Raw genomic sequence first — 14,260 nt, forward strand, 5'->3', positions numbered from 1 at the left:
CCCACACCGAACGCAGGGACACCCACATGACCACCGCAGAGCGGCCCGTCGGCGCCATCAAGGCGAAGCAGCGGCCCGCAGACCGGATCTTCTCCGGAACGGCAGTCGCCTCCGGCGCGCTGATCCTCGTCATCCTCGCCGCCGTCGCCCTCTTCCTGGTCGTCCAGTCGATCCCGGCCCTCACGGCGTCCCCCGACACGATCTCCGGCGGAGCGGGCTTCTGGTCCTACGTCGGCCCGCTCGTGTTCGGCACCGTCTACGCCGCCGGGCTCGCGATGGTGATCGCGGTCCCCATCGCGATCGGGATCGCGCTCTTCATCTCGCACTACGCCCCGCGCAAGCTCGCGCAGGGCCTCGGCTACGTGATCGACCTGCTGGCCGCCGTGCCGTCGGTCGTCTTCGGCCTCTGGGGCATCACGGTGCTCGCCCCCTTCGTCCAGCCGTTCTACGCGTTCCTCACGGACGCCTTCGGCTGGTTCCCGCTCTTCAACGGCCCGGTCTCCGGCACCGGCCGCACGATCCTCACCGTCGCCCTCGTGCTCGCGGTCATGATCCTGCCGATCGTCACGGCGATCTCGCGCGAGGTGTTCCTCCAGACGCCGACGCTGCACGAGGAGGCGGCGCTCGCCCTGGGCGCGACCCGCTGGGAGATGGTCCGCACGGCGGTCCTGCCCTTCGGCCGCCCCGGCATCATCTCCGCGTCGATGCTCGGCCTCGGCCGCGCGCTCGGCGAGACGATGGCGGTCGCCATCGTGCTCTCGCCCTCGTTCGTCGTGAACTTCGCGCTGCTGCAGTCGACGAACTCCAACACCGTCGCCGCGAACATCGCACTGAGCTTCCCCGAGGCCTATGGCCTCAAGGTCAACGAGCTCGTCGCGTCCGGCCTGATGCTCTTCGTCATCACGCTGCTGGTCAACATGCTCGCCCGCTACATCATCAACCGCCGCAAGGCCTTCTCGGGAGCGAACTGATGGTCACGATGACTCCGCCCCGCCAGCGCCGCGTCGAGGACGCGGTCCCTGCGCCGGTCAACACGCTCACCAGCGGTCAGCTGCCCAAGTGGGCGCCCGCCGCCCTGCTCGTCGGCAGCATCGCCCTGATGGCTCTCGTCTACGCCCTCCTCGCCGTCACCGGCACCACCCAGGGGTTCGACGTCGTCGGCACCGTCTTCTTCGGCGCCGTGCTCTACACGGTCGCCGTCTTCGTCCTCGCCCGCCTGGTCGAGGGCCCCCGCCGCGCCACGGACCGGGTCGTCACCACCCTGGTCACCGCCGCGTTCGTCGTCGCGCTGATCCCGCTGATCTCGCTGATGTACACGGCGGTCACCGCCGGCGCCGCGCGCTTCGACCTCCTCTTCTTCACCTCCTCGATGCGCAACGTCGTCGGCGAGGGCGGCGGAGCGCTGCACGCGATCATGGGCACGCTGATCATCACGGCTCTGGCCGCGGTCATCTCGATCCCGATCGGCCTGATGACGGCGATCTACCTGGTCGAGTACGGCCGGGGCGCGCTCGCCCGCGGCATCACCTTCTTCGTCGACGTGATGACGGGCATCCCCTCGATCGTCGCCGGCCTCTTCGCCTACGCGCTGCTGGTGCTCCTCTTCGGCGACGGCATCCGGATGGGCTTCGGCGGCGCGATCGCGCTGTCGGTGCTGATGATCCCGGTCGTCGTGCGCTCCACCGAGGAGATGCTGCGGCTGGTGCCGAACGAGCTGCGCGAGGCCTCCTTCGCCCTCGGCGTGCCCAAGTGGCTCACCGTCGTGAAGATCGTCCTGCCGACCTCGATCGCCGGCATCGTCACGGGCGTCATGCTCTCGATCGCCCGCGTCATCGGCGAGACCGCCCCGCTGCTCATCGTCGCCGGGTTCACCCAGTCGATGAACTACAACCCGTTCGACGACCGGATGATGACCCTCCCGGTCTTCGTGTTCCGCCAGTACGCCGACCAGGGGGCCGACGCCGCCGCCTACATCGATCGGGCCTGGACCGGCGCGCTGGTCCTCATCCTGATCGTCATGCTGCTCAACCTGCTCGCTCGCCTGGTCGCGCGCATCTTCGCCCCCAAGCTCGGCCGCTAACCCTAAGGATCTTCCGTTGTCCAAGCGCATCGAAGTCAACGACCTCAACGTCTACTACAGCAAGTTCCTCGCGGTCGAGGGAGTCGGTCTCACCATCGAGCCCCGCACCGTCACAGCGTTCATCGGCCCCTCCGGCTGCGGCAAGTCGACCTTCCTCCGCACGCTCAACCGCATGCACGAGGTCATCCCCGGTGCCTACGTGGACGGCGAGGTGCTGATCGACGGCAACAACCTCTACGGCCCGGGCGTCGACCCGGTGCTCGTGCGCCGGCAGGTGGGCATGGTCTTCCAGCGGCCGAACCCGTTCCCGACGATGTCCATCCGCGACAACGTGCTGGCCGGCGTCAAGCTCAACAACCGCCGCATCTCGAAGTCCGACGCGGACGACCTGGTCGAGAAGTCGCTCCAGGGCGCGAACCTCTGGAACGAGGTCAAGGACCGCCTCGAGAAGCCGGGCTCCGGCCTCTCCGGCGGACAGCAACAGCGACTGTGCATCGCCCGCGCGATCGCCGTCTCCCCCGACGTGCTGCTGATGGACGAGCCCTGCTCGGCCCTCGACCCGATCTCGACCCTCGCGATCGAGGACCTGATCGAGGAGCTGAAGAACGAGTACACGATCGTGATCGTGACCCACAACATGCAGCAGGCCTCGCGCGTCTCGGACCGCACCGCGTTCTTCAACATCGCGGGCACCGGCAAGCCCGGCAAGCTCATCGAGTACGACGACACCGCGACGATGTTCTCGCGGCCGTCGGTCCAGGCGACCGAGGACTACGTCTCGGGCCGCTTCGGCTGATCCGCCCCACGGCACTCCGCCGCACGGCACGCAGAAGCGCCGCACTCCTCCCGGGGTGCGGCGCTTCCGTCGTCCGCGGCGACTCCGGAGCCACCGCGAACGGGCCGGAACGCAGAAGAGCCGCACCCCTCGGGGGTGCGGCTCTCATGGGTTCGGATGAGCTGGGCTCAGGCCGTGGCGATCGCGAGGATCGGGTCGGTCGTGGGCGACTGCGCGCCACCCGCGTCCTCGACGGTCACGGCGACGACCGCGCCCTCGGCCAGGGTGCCCTCGAGCGGGGCGACCGTCTGTCCGTCGCCCCCGTCGAAGGTGCCGGCGGCGACCGGGCCGGAGGAGCCGATGTACCAGGCCTCGTAGGTCTTGTCGTCGGGCAGCGGCGAGAGGTCGTCGACGACGAGCGCGGAGCGGCCGAGCGAGGCGGACCAGACGAGCGTCGCGGTCTCCCCGGAGGCGATCGCGCCCGTGGTCTCCTGCACGTCGGGCGCGCTGCGGATCTGCTCGAGGGCGGTCAGCTGCTGGCTCTGGCCGGCATCGGGCGTGAGCAGCGGCGGGAGCGCCACTCCCCCGACCACGATGACGGCCGCGGCGGCGGCCGCGGACAGGTAGACGGCGGGCCGGGTGAACCAGCGTCCGCGCGCACGCGCCTCGGCACCGTGGCGGCCGGACGCGGGGGCGGCGGCGGTCGTCGCGGCGGGCGGCGTCTCGACGGCGTGGAGCGTCGGCACGGCCTCGCGGCGCTCGATCGTCTCCTCGGCCGGCGCGGTGGAGCGGTCGTCTCCCGGGAGCTGCGGCGTGGTGGCGATGAGGGCCATCAGGTCGGCTCGGAGCGCCGCGGACGGCTGCACCGGCGGGGCGTCGGCCGCGAGGGCGTCGGCCACGGCGGAGAAGGCGTCGGCCTCGCCGCGCGCCTCCGGGTTCTCGGCCAGGAACCGCTCGTACCGGTCGGACTCCTCGGGCGTCAGGATGCCGAGCGCGTGTCCTGCTGCGAGTTCGCGCGGGTCGTCGGGGTGTTGCGCTTCGTTCACAGGGCCACCCCCATCTCTTCTCTCAGTCTGATCATCCCGTCGCGCAGGCGCGTCTTAATGGTACCGACGGGGCAGTGCAGGATCCCGGCGATCTCGCTGTGCGAGTAGCCGCCGTAGTACGCGAGCTGGAGCGCTTGCCGCTGCAGCTCGGTCAGTCGCTCCAGGGCGGCGGTGACCTTCTCGTGCTCGAGGGACACCTCCGCCTGTTCGGCGACCTGGTCGTAGTCGCGACCGAGGTCGCGGATTCCTATGCGGACGTCCCGATCGCGGCCCGCTTGGGCCGCGCGAACCCGATCGATGGCCCTGCGGTGTGCCATCGTGAGGATCCAGGTCGTCGCACTTCCCTTATTCGGAGCGAATCGCCCAGCGGTTTGCCAGATCTCGAGGAAGACCTCCTGGGCCACCTCCTCCGACTGCGCCCGGTCGACGAGCACCCGCGTGATCAGACCGAGGACGCGCGCGGCGACGAGGTCGTAGAGCTGCGCGAAGGCGGCCTGCTCCCCCGCGGCGATGCGCTCGAGGAGTGCGCCGAGGTCGGCCGGTGCGGTGCCCTCGGTGGTGTCGTCGCTCATGCGCCCTGCCTCGCTCGCGCCCGGGACTTCAGATTCCGGGTCATCCAGAAGGCTGTCACGGCGAGTCCCGCGAGGACGACCGACACCTCGAGAGGGAGGACGACGAACCGGACGTCGAGCGCGAAGCCGGCCAGGTCGAGCAGCGCCGGAGCGCCCATCCGCGGGGCGAGCCACAGGCCGATCACCGCGACGAGCGCGGCCGTCAGCCCGGCGTAGCTGCGCGGGCGGATCAGGACCCAGAGCGCGGCGGCGACGTCGAGGACGGCGAGAGTGCGCATCAGCGCACCCTGGCCGAGGACCACGCCGCCGCCGAGCTGGGCGCCGACCTCGTCGTCGACCCCTGGCGCCGAAAGGAAGAGGAGTGCGGCGATGACGAGGAGGGCGAGACCCGCCCACCATCGCGCGCCGATCCGGAGCGCCCTGCGGTTCTTCATTCCGGATGTCGCCTGTCTGTCGGGGACTCTGCCGGGAGGGGAGGACTCGAGCCTCCGACCGCCCGCCACTGGGCCCTCGCTCGCCCCGGTGGAGTCCGCTGGCGGATCCTGTCGAGTGGAGAAGGAGCCGGACCGCAGAAACGCCTCTCGGCGCGAGGCCGCTCGAAGCGGCTATAAGTGGAGCCCGGGGTTACTGCGGTCCGGCCTTCACCAGTGTACCGGCTGGCCCCCGTTCGCCCGCGAGGGCCGTTCGCGGAGCGAGAACGCGCCGGTGGCGCCGCCGACTCGCTACTCGAGCGAGTCGCTGCGCCAGAGCCGCGCGCAGCTCACCAGCTCGGCCGCGGTGGTCGAGAGTCGCAGGGCACGCGTGGTCAGCTGGCTCGCGCGGGGGCCGTCGATCAGCTCGACGTCGTCGGCCACCGAGGCGGCACCGGAGGCGCTCACCCGGCAGAAGGCCGCGGCCCGTTCGAGCGCGACGGCGAAGTCGCCGTCGAAGACCCCGCGGAGGATGCGGTCGGCCAGCTCGGTGATCTCGGCCGGACCGGTCGGCGTGACGGCGCCGGCGACGACCGGGTCGATGGTCGCCGACAGCTCGACGCCGCGCTGGTAGAGGAAGCTCGTGCTGTCCGGGTCCTGCCGGATGACGAGGCGCAGCAGGTAGAGGCGCCAGAGGGCGCCGGGGAGGCTGGACGGGCTGGAGCGCGCCCACAGCTCGGCGAGCGCGTCGATGCCGTGGTGGTCGGTGTACTCGACGAGCCGGTCGATGACGACCGGGTCCGGGTCCTCGCGGACGCGGCTGAGCAGCGCGATCGCCGTCTCGTGCGCGACGCGGCTGATCTGCGCCGGGTCCTCTCCGCCCTGGAACGCCTCGAAGACGCGGGACGGGAACTTGGTCGGCTTGTGGAAGCCGTCTGTCATGGGGCCGCCTTCCGCGGTCGGGCGGGGCGCGCGGACGCGTCCTGCTTCGTGGGGGTTCGGAGAGGGTAACGCGTGCGCCTGTGCGGGTATGCCCGACGCCTGGGCCGGCCCGCGGGGGCGCTACCCTGGATGCCGCGGGCCTCTAGCTCAGTTGGCAGAGCAGCGGACTTTTAATCCGCGGGTCGTCGGTTCGAGCCCGACGGGGCCCACTCGCTCCGCGCCGTGTCCTCCGCGCCGTCCTCGTCAGCGCGTCCCCGCTCGGGCGCGCGATCGCGCCGGTCGTGCAGGAGCGCCCGAGGCCACGCCCTCGATCCAGCGGCCGAACGGGCTACTCGTGGCAGAGGGACCAGGTGGTGTCGGGGTAGTCGCGCGAGGTGTCGTCCTCGGCGGCGAGCAGGCGCCAGACGCCGTCGTGGTGCTCGAGGAGTCGGCCACGGACGATCTCGGACTGCCAGCCGTCCTCGGTGCGGAACCAGCGGACCAGGCGGACGGTCACGCTCTGGCGGGACTGGAGGCGGTGGGTCATCGGGGTCCTGTCGGGGTGGTGGGTGGCTGTGAGCCCGGTAGAGCTGCTCGGTCGGCGGGTGGGTCTCGATACGCCGCCTGGGGCGGCTACTCGACCGGCAAGGGGAGGGCGGGTCTCGATACGCCGCCAGGGGCGGCTACTCGACCAGCAAGGTGGTCTCGATACGCCGCCGGGGGCGGCTACTCGACTATCGGGGTGCGTGCAGGCGGGGCGGGGCGACCGGCGGAAGGGGACACCTCCGGCCGCCCATGGGTCAGCGGGTGGGGTCGATGCGCCAGTGGCAGACCATCGTCATGGTGGAGCGGTAGGAGTAGGTGGTGGTGTCGACGATGTCGACGACGCGCTCGTCGTCGCCGGGGTAGAACTCCGAGGCGGAGTCGACGCCGGGCGGGAGGCAGGTGCTGCGGGAGACGACCTTCGTGAGCCGGGTCGGCGCGTACCAGTCGTCGCCGTCCTCCGTCTCCGTGCCGGAGACGAACAGGGGGATGTCGGTGAAGACGCAGACGAGCGTCAGCGACTTCCCGGAGCGGACGAAGCGGTAGTCGGTCGTGTCGACGCTGTAGCCGGGCGAGGCCGGCAGCAGGGCGCCGTAGTAGCAGAGGCCGTCCGAGGTGATGTCGGAGGAGGCCTGGTCAGCGAAGTTCGCGCCGGCGTTGTGGTCGGCGAGGGCGGGGGTCGCGGCGGCGCCCACGAGGGCGATCGAGGCGGCGAGGGGGAGCAGGGTGGAGCGGAAGGACGGCATGACGGTCTCCTCATCGAGACGGCGTCGGCGCGGTGCGTCGGCAGGGTCGGTCGCTCGTCGAGCGAGCGGACTGCGGGGCCTGGTCGGCGGGGCGACGATGCCGTCGCTCGCACGGCCCCGCGGGCGTCCGGCGGACCGGATGACCCGAACTCTAGACCGCTGCGCGGGTGCTGTCTGCCCCCTGCGAGGTCACGAAGCCGAACCGATCCGCAGCGGGCCGGAGGCGCCGCCGCCTCAGACGAGCCGACCCGCGCGCAGGCGGCGGGAGCGGCGCCGCAGGGTGCGGTCGCTCGGGCCGAAGCTGTCGGACTCGAGCAGGAGCCGGAGCGACAGCGAGACCTGCCGGGCCAGTCGTGGATCGATCCCCTCGGGGATCCGTACCGCGTCGATGAGGTCGAGAGCCGTCTGCGTGGTACGGGAGATCGCCATGCCGCGACACTAGGGAAGTCCCGGGAGCGTCACGGCCCCGAGACGGGGGCGCACGGCGAAAGACATGCTCAGTCGCCGTGCGCCCGCCGCGGAGGTGCCTGCGGGCTACTTGCTGCCGTCGCCGCGACCGGTCGAGGACTGCAGGCGGTCGATGTGCTCGGAGGCCTGCGCCTTCGTCAGATCGGCAGGGAGGGTCTCGCCGGCCTCGCGGGCGAGGGTGTCGAGGTAGCTGCGCTGCGGGCCGGTCATCGGCTCGTCGCCGGTGACCCAGTCGGACGGGTCCTTGCTCGCGCTGGTGTCGCTGCCGTCATCGGCACGGGCGCCGAGGACGTCGCCCTCGGTCTTGACGTCGGGATCGGTGGTGTTGGGGATGTCGTCGCTCATGCTGCGACGGTACGCCGGACCACCGACACCGGCGAGGGCTTGCGGAGCGGGGCCGAGGGGCCCGTTCCGCGGCGACCCCGCGCGGGCGTCACGAGCCGAGGAGCGCGTGCGCGACCGTGAAGATCACGAGGCCGGCCAGCGAGCCGACCACCGTGCCGTTGATCCGGATGAACTGCAGGTCCTTGCCCACTTGCAGCTCGAGCTTCTCGGAGGTCTCCTGCGGGTCCCAGCGGCCGATCGTCTCGCCGATGATGCTGGCGATGTCGCTCCGGTAGCGGTCGACGAGGTTCGCGGCGACGGTGCCGATCCAGGTGTCGACGGTCGAGGCGAGCGCCTGGTCCGTCGAGAGGCGGCGGCCGAGGTCGACGACGATCGACTCGATGCTCGCGCGGAGCGGGCTCGCCGGGTCGTCCATCGCGCCGAGCAGCGACGACTTCGTCGACTCCCAGGCGTCGCCGGCCAGCTCGCGCACGCGCGGGCTGTCGAAGGCGCGGTTCTTGATCTCCTCGACCCGGGCGATGAGGTCCGGGTCGCTGCCGAGGTCCTTCGCGAGCGTGGCGAGGTAGCCGTCCACCGCGATCCGGAACGGGTGGCCCTGGTCGTCGCGGACGGTCTGCACCAGGACGAGCGCCTCGCGGTAGAGCCGCTCGTCGACCGCCCGGCTGACCGCGGAGGGCAGCCAGCTCGGGAGCCGGCCGCTGACCATCCGGGTGAAGCTCTCGGGGTTCGCGATCAGCCAGGCCTCCGCCTGCTCGACCAGCGTGTCGACGAGGCGGCGGTGGTGGCCCGCCTCGACGACGCTGCCGACGAGCGAGCCCAGCGGCGGGCCCCATTGCGGGTCGAGCAGATGCCGCCGCGCGAGCGCCTCGATCACGCGCTGCACGTCGGAGTCGTCGAGCAGTGCGATGGCCGCGCGGACCGCCGCCGCGCTCTCGCCGCCGACCCGGTGCGCGTTCTCGGGCTCCGCGAGCCAGAGGCCGGCGCGCCGGGCGATGCCGAAGGAGTCGAGCTTCTCGCGCACGATCGCGCCGCGGAGGAAGTTCTCCTCGACGAACTGGGCGAGGCTCGCGCCGATCTCGTCCTTCTTGGTCGGGATGATCGCCGTGTGCGGGATCGGCAGGCCCAGCGGCCGCCGGAACAGCGCCGTGACGGCGAACCAGTCGGCGAGCGCGCCGACCATCCCGCCCTCGCTCGCGGCGCGGACCCACTGCAGCCAGGGGTAGCGGTCCTGGAGCGCGAAGGACACCGCGAAGACGATCGCCATCAGCACCAGCAGCCCGGTGGCGAGCCGCTTCATCGCGACGAGGGCGGCGCGCTTGGCGTCGTCGTCGCGCCCGGCGGAGGTGCCGGCGGCGGTCGTGCCGGCCGTCGTCATGAGGCGGTGGGGAATCCCTCGTGGCGGATGCCCCAGGCGACGGTCCACTCCTCCCCCGGCTCGAGCCAGCGCAGGCCCTGCCCGGAGTTGAGCGCCTCGGCGGGCGCGGTCATCGGCTCGACCGCGATCGCCGTCTTCACGTCGTCGCCGTCGGGGAAGATCCGGGTGATGAAGACCTGGATGAAGTTGTGCGAGGCGTCGGCCCAGAGCAGCACGCGGCGGCCGTCGGCGGCGCTGAGGCCGTGCACGCTCTCGCCGTCGACGACGGTGACGTCGGCCCAGGCGTCGTCGAGCTCGAGGTCGCCGACGCGGCGGCCGCGGCGGAGGTCCCAGTCGGTGCCGTCGACCGGGCTCTGACCGGTGGGGTTGAGCCGGTCGTCGACCTCGATGTGCACGGCCGCGTCGACCGTGATCTCGAGCTCGTCGGTCGGCACGTCGCCGATCGCGAGGAAGGGGTGGGTGCCGATCGCGACCGGGGCCTCGTCGGCTCCGACGTTGACGACGCGGTGGACGACCTTCAGCCCGTCGGCCTGCAGCTCGTAGCGGACCGTGGTCTCGAGGTGGAACGGGTAGCCGCTCTGCGGGACGACGGGCGCGGCGAGCTCGACGAACGACGGCCCCTGCTCCACCACGCGGTAGGAGGCGCTGCGCAGCAGGCCGTGGATCGCGTTGTGGTACTTCGGCTCGGTGATGTCGAGCTGGAGCGTGCGGCCGGCGTGGTGCCAGCGGCCGTCCTTGACGCGGTTGGGCCAGGGCATCAGGACGATGCCCGAGCCGAACGGCGGGACGACCGTCTCGGGGTATCCGGCGGTGATCTCGACGCCATCGACGGAGAGGTGGCGCAGCCCTGCGGCCACCTCCGTGACGACGGCGTGCAGGGTGCGTCCCTCGGCGGTGAGGTCGAGGGCGAACTGGCGCCCGGTTGCGGGGGCGGGAGTGAAGTCGGCCATTCCTGAATCCTACGGACCGGCACCGTCGCCGGGCCGCACGCCGGCCGGGGAGGAGCCGCAGCGGGTGACGGCGAGCCCCGCCTCCTCCAGCCGGGCGACGTCGGCGTCGCTCGCGGCGGCTCCGGTGAGCAGGCGGTCGAACTCGTCGGCGCCGGCGACGCGGCCGAGGTCGACGACGCCGAGCTTGCTCGAGTCGGCGACCACCACGCGCCGGGCGGCGGCGCGCAGCATCCGGCGCTTGAGCGTGGCCTCGGGGAGGTTCACGTTGGTCACGCCGGCCTCGGGGTGCACACCGGTGCAGCCGATGAAGACGACGTCGGCGCGGACCCGCTCGAGCACCTCGGAGGCGAGCGGCTCGACCAGCGAGTGCTGCAGCGGACGCAGCGTGCCGCCGGTGACGACGACGGTGAAGCGCGGGATCGCGGCCTCGAGCGCGAGGGCGATCGTGAGCCCGTTGGTGATCACCGTGACGTCGCGGAGATCGTCGCGCTCCACCAGCGCGTGGGCGATGGCGAGCGGAGTGGTGCCGACGTCGAGGATGACGCTCTCGCCCGAGGCGACGGACGCGGCGGCCTCGCGGCCGATCGCGGCCTTCTCGTCGGAGGCGGCGGTGAGGCCCTCCTCGAAGGAGCGCTCGCCCGGCCGCTCGCCGACGGGCACGGCACCGCCGCGCACGCGCTGCACGGAGCCCTCCCCCGCGAGCCGGTCGAGGTCGGAGCGGACGGTGACGACGGAGACGCCGAGCCGGTCGGCGAGATCGGCGACCGAGACGAAGCCCTGCAGCTCGGCGAGCAGGCGCATCGCCACCCGCCGCTCCAGGGCCGTGCGGTTGTCCTGCTCCCCGTCCGCTCTCATCGGGCCATCGTCGCGCGCGAGTCGACGACTTGTCAAAGAGAAACCTACCTTTCCTTAGCGAAGGTCGAGGGTTATCGTGGTCGCTGCCATGAATGATGCGATCACCCTCTCCGCCGGCGTCGTCAAGCGCCCGCACGTCCTCGCCGACGGCCGCGAGCTCATCTACTTCGATGACGCGGACACGTCCCTCCCGCCTGAGCGCTCCGCGGACGCCCGCGTGCTCGACCCCCGTCCCGCGACCGCGCGCATGCGTCAGGACGTCCTCACCGGGGAGTGGGTGTCGATCGCCGCCTCGCGGCAGAACCGCGTCTTCCTCCCGCCGGCCGAGCTCGATCCGCTCGCCCCGGCCTCGCCGACGAATCCGTCGGAGGTGCCGAGCGACTACGACGTCGCGGTCTTCGAGAACCGCTCGCCGTCGTTCGGCCCGCTGCTCGAGGACGCGGACGCGCCGTCCTCGCTCGAGGACCTGCGCACCCTCGGCCTCGGCCGGACGCTGACCAGTGTCGGCCGCTGCGAGGTCGTCTGCTTCAGCCCCGAGCACGAGGGGTCGTTCGCGACCCTCTCCGCCTCGCGCGCCCGCACCGTCGTCGAGGCGTGGGCCGACCGGGTCGCCGCGCTCTCGGCGCTGCCCGGCGTGCAGCAGGTGTTCCCGTTCGAGAACCGCGGCGAGGCGATCGGCGTCACCCTGCACCACCCGCACGGGCAGATCTACTCGTACCCCTACGTCACGCCCCGCACCACGCGCCTGCTCGCGTCGCTCGACGCCTACGGGCCCGGGATGTTCGCGGACGTCCTCGCCTTCGAGCGGGCCGGCGAGCGCGTGCTCGTCCGCGGCGAGCACTGGACCGCCTTCGTGCCGTTCGCCGCGCGCTGGCCGATCGAGGTGCACGTGCTGCCGCACCGCCACGTCGCGGACATCAGCGAGACCACGACCGAGGAGCGCGACGAGCTGGCCGTGGTCTACCAGCGCCTGCTCCGCGGGATCGACGCCCTCTACGACTCGCCGACCCCGTACATCTCGGCCTGGCACCAGGCGCCGGTGCACGAGCGGCGCGACGAGGTGCGGCTGATGCTGCAGATCACCTCGCCCCGCCGCGCGGCGTCGAAGCTCAAGTACCTGGCCGGCAGCGAGGCGGCGATGGGCGCCTGGATCGGCGACATCGCTCCCGAGACCAGCGCCGACGCCCTGCGCGCCGCGATCGAGCGCGCCGACGCCGCGACCCTGGCCGCGGAGACCGCCGCGCGACCGGACGCCTCGCTTCCCGACACCACCTCCGAGGAGACCCGATGACCACGCCCTCCGCCTCCCTCGACGCCGTCGCCGAGCGCGCCGCGCAGGACTTCGAGCGCGCCTACGGGCACCCGGCCGCCGGCGTCTGGGCCGGCCCCGGCCGCGTCAACCTGATCGGCGAGCACACCGACTACAACGACGGCTTCGTCTTCCCCTTCGCGATCGACCGCGCGACCGCGATGGCCGTGGCGCCGCGGGAGGACCGCGTCATCCGGATCTCGAGCGCGTTCTCGCCCGAGCACGTCGAGATCTCGCTGGACGACCTCGGGCCGGACGCGCTCGACGGCTGGTCGGCGTACCCGCTCGGCGTCGTCTGGGCCCTGACCGAGTACGGCGTCGAGCTGGGCGACCGCGCCGGCTTCGACGCGTTCGTCGACTCCGATGTGCCGGTCGGCGCCGGGCTCTCCAGCTCGGCCGCGCTGATGTGCGCGATGGCCGTGGCGCTGAACGAGCTCTGGGAGCTCGGGCTCGACCGGGCGACCCTGGCCCGCGTGGGCCGCCGCGCGGAGAACGTCGCCGTCGGCGCTCCGACCGGGATCATGGACGAGTCGGCCTCGCTGTTCGGCGAGCGGGACGCGGCGGTCTTCCTCGACTGCCGGAGCCTCGACACCGAGGTCGTGCCGCTCGGCTTCGAGGAGGCCGGGCTCGTGCTCCTCGTCATCGACACCCGCGTCGAGCACGCGCACGCCACCGGCGGCTACGCCGAGCGCCGCGCCTCCTGCGAGCTCGGCGCGTCGACGCTGGGCGTGGAGTCGCTGCGCGAGCTGTCGATCGACGACCTGCCCCGCGCCCAGGAGCTGCTCGACGACGTGACCTACCGCCGGGTCAAGCACGTGGTGACGGAGGACGCGCGCGTCCTCACCACCGTGCGGACGCTGCGCGAGGAGGGGCCGCGCGCGATCGGCGAGCTGCTCGACGCCGGGCACGTGTCGCTCCGCGACGACTTCGAGATCTCGGTGCCCGAGCTCGACACCGCGGTCGAGGCCGCGCGCGCGTCCGGCGCGATCGGCGCGCGCATGACGGGCGGCGGCTTCGGCGGCTCGGCCATCGCGCTGACGCCGGTCGAGAAGGAGGAGGAGGTCCGCGCGGCGGTCCTCGCCGCCTTCGCCGACAAGGGCTTCCGCGCGCCCGAGCTGTTCCTCGTGACGGCGGCCGACGGCGCGGGACGCGTGCGCTGACGACGGATCTCGAGCGAGCGTGGTCGCCCCCCTGCTGGTCGAGTAGCCGCGCAGCGGCGTATCGAGACCCCTCGCTTGCAGACGGCGGATCTCGATACGCCCGCTGCGCGGGCTACTCGATCAGCAAGGAGGGCGGGCTCCGCGGGCAGCGAGGAGGACGCCCGCCTCGCGGGCTCCGTGCTCAGGGGGCCGCGGGCGGGACGACCGGGCGCAGTGCGCCGGCGGTGACGCGGACGAGCTCGGCGCAGGTCGTCGGGTAGACGGTGTGCGCGTGGCCGGCGGCCGCCCAGACGGCGTCGTAGGCGGCGAGCGACACGTCGACGACGGTGGGCAGCGGGCTCGGGTGGCCGACCGGCGCGACTCCGCCGATCGTCTGGCCGGTCGCGGTCTTCACGACCGACGCCGAGGCGCGGGTGATCGTGCCGCCGAGCTCGGCGCCGAGCCAGTCGGTGTCGACGCGGTGCCCGCCGCTGGTCAGGACCAGCAGCGGCTCGCCGTCGAGCAGGAAGACCAGCGAGTTCGCGATCTGGCCCACCTCGACGCCGAGGGCGGCCGCGGCGAGCGCCGCCGTCGACGCGGCGTCGTCGAGCCAGCGGACCGGCGGCCGCACCCCGTGCGCCTCGAGATCGGCGAGGACGCGGTCGACCGCGGGGTGGCTGCGCTCGCTCATGCGAACGACCGTAGCCGACCCCGCGGCCGGTGGAA

The 14,260-nt window shown here is 72.5% G+C and carries 17 protein-coding genes and 1 tRNA gene; 6 read left to right on the plus strand and 12 right to left on the minus strand.

All coding sequences use genetic code 11. The features are described from left to right. Window positions 1-26 precede the first annotated feature (26 nt). From pstC to pstB, 3 genes are read left to right on the plus strand one after another with little or no spacing between them, the layout of a single operon-like run. Window positions 27-971 carry a phosphate ABC transporter permease subunit PstC gene (gene pstC, locus GSU72_RS14670; RefSeq protein ID WP_123445142.1) on the plus strand — a complete coding sequence of 315 codons (945 nt, stop codon included), beginning with the start codon at window positions 27-29 and terminating at the stop codon, window positions 969-971. A gap of 8 nt (window positions 972-979) precedes the next feature. Beyond that, window positions 980-2,080, plus strand: coding sequence for a phosphate ABC transporter permease PstA (gene pstA / locus GSU72_RS14675; protein WP_159985720.1), 1,101 nt, complete (start codon window positions 980-982; stop codon window positions 2,078-2,080). 16 nt (window positions 2,081-2,096) lie between these two features. Beyond that, on the plus strand, window positions 2,097-2,876 hold the full coding sequence (gene pstB / locus GSU72_RS14680; RefSeq protein WP_159985721.1) for a phosphate ABC transporter ATP-binding protein PstB: 780 nt from the start codon (window positions 2,097-2,099) through the stop codon (window positions 2,874-2,876). A gap of 167 nt (window positions 2,877-3,043) precedes the next feature. On the opposite strand, the gene GSU72_RS14685 is transcribed toward pstB, so the two are convergent. The 4 genes from GSU72_RS14685 to GSU72_RS14700 all read right to left on the minus strand — a co-directional run bounded on the left by GSU72_RS14685 (window position 3,044) and on the right by GSU72_RS14700 (window position 5,825). Further along, entirely contained in the window at window positions 3,044-3,901 is an 858-nt protein-coding gene (locus GSU72_RS14685; protein WP_159985722.1) for an anti-sigma factor, read from the minus strand. Next, window positions 3,898-4,473, minus strand: a complete 576-nt coding sequence (gene sigK, locus GSU72_RS14690; RefSeq protein WP_159985723.1) for an ECF RNA polymerase sigma factor SigK — start codon at window positions 4,471-4,473, stop codon at window positions 3,898-3,900. Before sigK ends, GSU72_RS14685 begins: the two co-directional genes overlap by 4 nt. After that, on the minus strand, window positions 4,470-4,907 hold the full coding sequence (locus GSU72_RS14695; protein WP_159985724.1) for a hypothetical protein: 438 nt from the start codon (window positions 4,905-4,907) through the stop codon (window positions 4,470-4,472). The genes sigK and GSU72_RS14695 overlap by 4 nt, the downstream gene beginning before the upstream one ends. A 288-nt stretch (window positions 4,908-5,195) precedes the next feature. Then, complete coding sequence (locus GSU72_RS14700; RefSeq protein WP_159985725.1) at window positions 5,196-5,825, minus strand: DNA-directed RNA polymerase subunit beta; 630 nt, start codon at window positions 5,823-5,825, stop codon at window positions 5,196-5,198. A gap of 136 nt (window positions 5,826-5,961) precedes the next feature. Here GSU72_RS14700 and GSU72_RS14705 point away from each other — a divergent pair. Further along, window positions 5,962-6,034, plus strand: a tRNA-Lys gene (locus tag GSU72_RS14705). A gap of 119 nt (window positions 6,035-6,153) precedes the next feature. Here GSU72_RS14705 and GSU72_RS14710 read toward each other — a convergent pair. The 7 genes from GSU72_RS14710 to GSU72_RS14740 all read right to left on the minus strand — a co-directional run bounded on the left by GSU72_RS14710 (window position 6,154) and on the right by GSU72_RS14740 (window position 11,086). Further along, the gene (locus GSU72_RS14710) at window positions 6,154-6,351 is read right to left on the minus strand and encodes a hypothetical protein (RefSeq protein ID WP_159985726.1); all 198 of its coding nucleotides are present in this window, start codon (window positions 6,349-6,351) and stop codon (window positions 6,154-6,156) included. Between the two features lie 253 nt (window positions 6,352-6,604). Next, window positions 6,605-7,093 carry a hypothetical protein gene (locus tag GSU72_RS14715; RefSeq protein ID WP_159985727.1) on the minus strand — a complete coding sequence of 163 codons (489 nt, stop codon included), beginning with the start codon at window positions 7,091-7,093 and terminating at the stop codon, window positions 6,605-6,607. 234 nt (window positions 7,094-7,327) lie between these two features. Beyond that, window positions 7,328-7,522 carry a hypothetical protein gene (locus GSU72_RS14720; protein WP_159985728.1) on the minus strand — a complete coding sequence of 65 codons (195 nt, stop codon included), beginning with the start codon at window positions 7,520-7,522 and terminating at the stop codon, window positions 7,328-7,330. A 105-nt stretch (window positions 7,523-7,627) separates the two neighbouring features. Next, window positions 7,628-7,906, minus strand: a complete 279-nt coding sequence (locus GSU72_RS14725; protein WP_159985729.1) for a DUF3072 domain-containing protein — start codon at window positions 7,904-7,906, stop codon at window positions 7,628-7,630. 88 nt (window positions 7,907-7,994) lie between these two features. After that, window positions 7,995-9,281, minus strand: a complete 1,287-nt coding sequence (locus GSU72_RS14730; RefSeq protein ID WP_159985730.1) for a DUF445 domain-containing protein — start codon at window positions 9,279-9,281, stop codon at window positions 7,995-7,997. Then, window positions 9,278-10,231, minus strand: a complete 954-nt coding sequence (locus GSU72_RS14735) for an aldose 1-epimerase family protein (protein WP_159985731.1) — start codon at window positions 10,229-10,231, stop codon at window positions 9,278-9,280. Before GSU72_RS14735 ends, GSU72_RS14730 begins: the two co-directional genes overlap by 4 nt. Before the next feature lie 9 nt (window positions 10,232-10,240). Next, window positions 10,241-11,086 (minus strand): DeoR/GlpR family DNA-binding transcription regulator, encoded by an 846-nt coding sequence (locus GSU72_RS14740; protein ID WP_244255834.1) that lies wholly within the window; start codon window positions 11,084-11,086, stop codon window positions 10,241-10,243. Between the two features lie 88 nt (window positions 11,087-11,174). Between GSU72_RS14740 and galT the strand changes: the two genes are divergently transcribed. Then, a complete protein-coding gene (gene galT / locus GSU72_RS14745; RefSeq protein WP_159985732.1) occupies window positions 11,175-12,377 on the plus strand; it encodes a galactose-1-phosphate uridylyltransferase in 1,203 nt (400 codons plus the stop codon). Then, on the plus strand, window positions 12,374-13,555 hold the full coding sequence (galK, locus tag GSU72_RS14750) for a galactokinase (protein ID WP_159985733.1): 1,182 nt from the start codon (window positions 12,374-12,376) through the stop codon (window positions 13,553-13,555). The genes galT and galK overlap by 4 nt, the downstream gene beginning before the upstream one ends. A 181-nt stretch (window positions 13,556-13,736) precedes the next feature. Here galK and GSU72_RS14755 read toward each other — a convergent pair whose 3' ends face one another. Continuing rightward, a complete protein-coding gene (locus GSU72_RS14755) occupies window positions 13,737-14,225 on the minus strand; it encodes a YbaK/EbsC family protein (protein WP_159985734.1) in 489 nt (162 codons plus the stop codon). Between the last annotated feature and the right edge of the window lie 35 nt (window positions 14,226-14,260).

The organism is Rathayibacter sp. VKM Ac-2760 (genome assembly GCF_009834185.1).
Taxonomy (GTDB): domain Bacteria; phylum Actinomycetota; class Actinomycetes; order Actinomycetales; family Microbacteriaceae; genus Rathayibacter.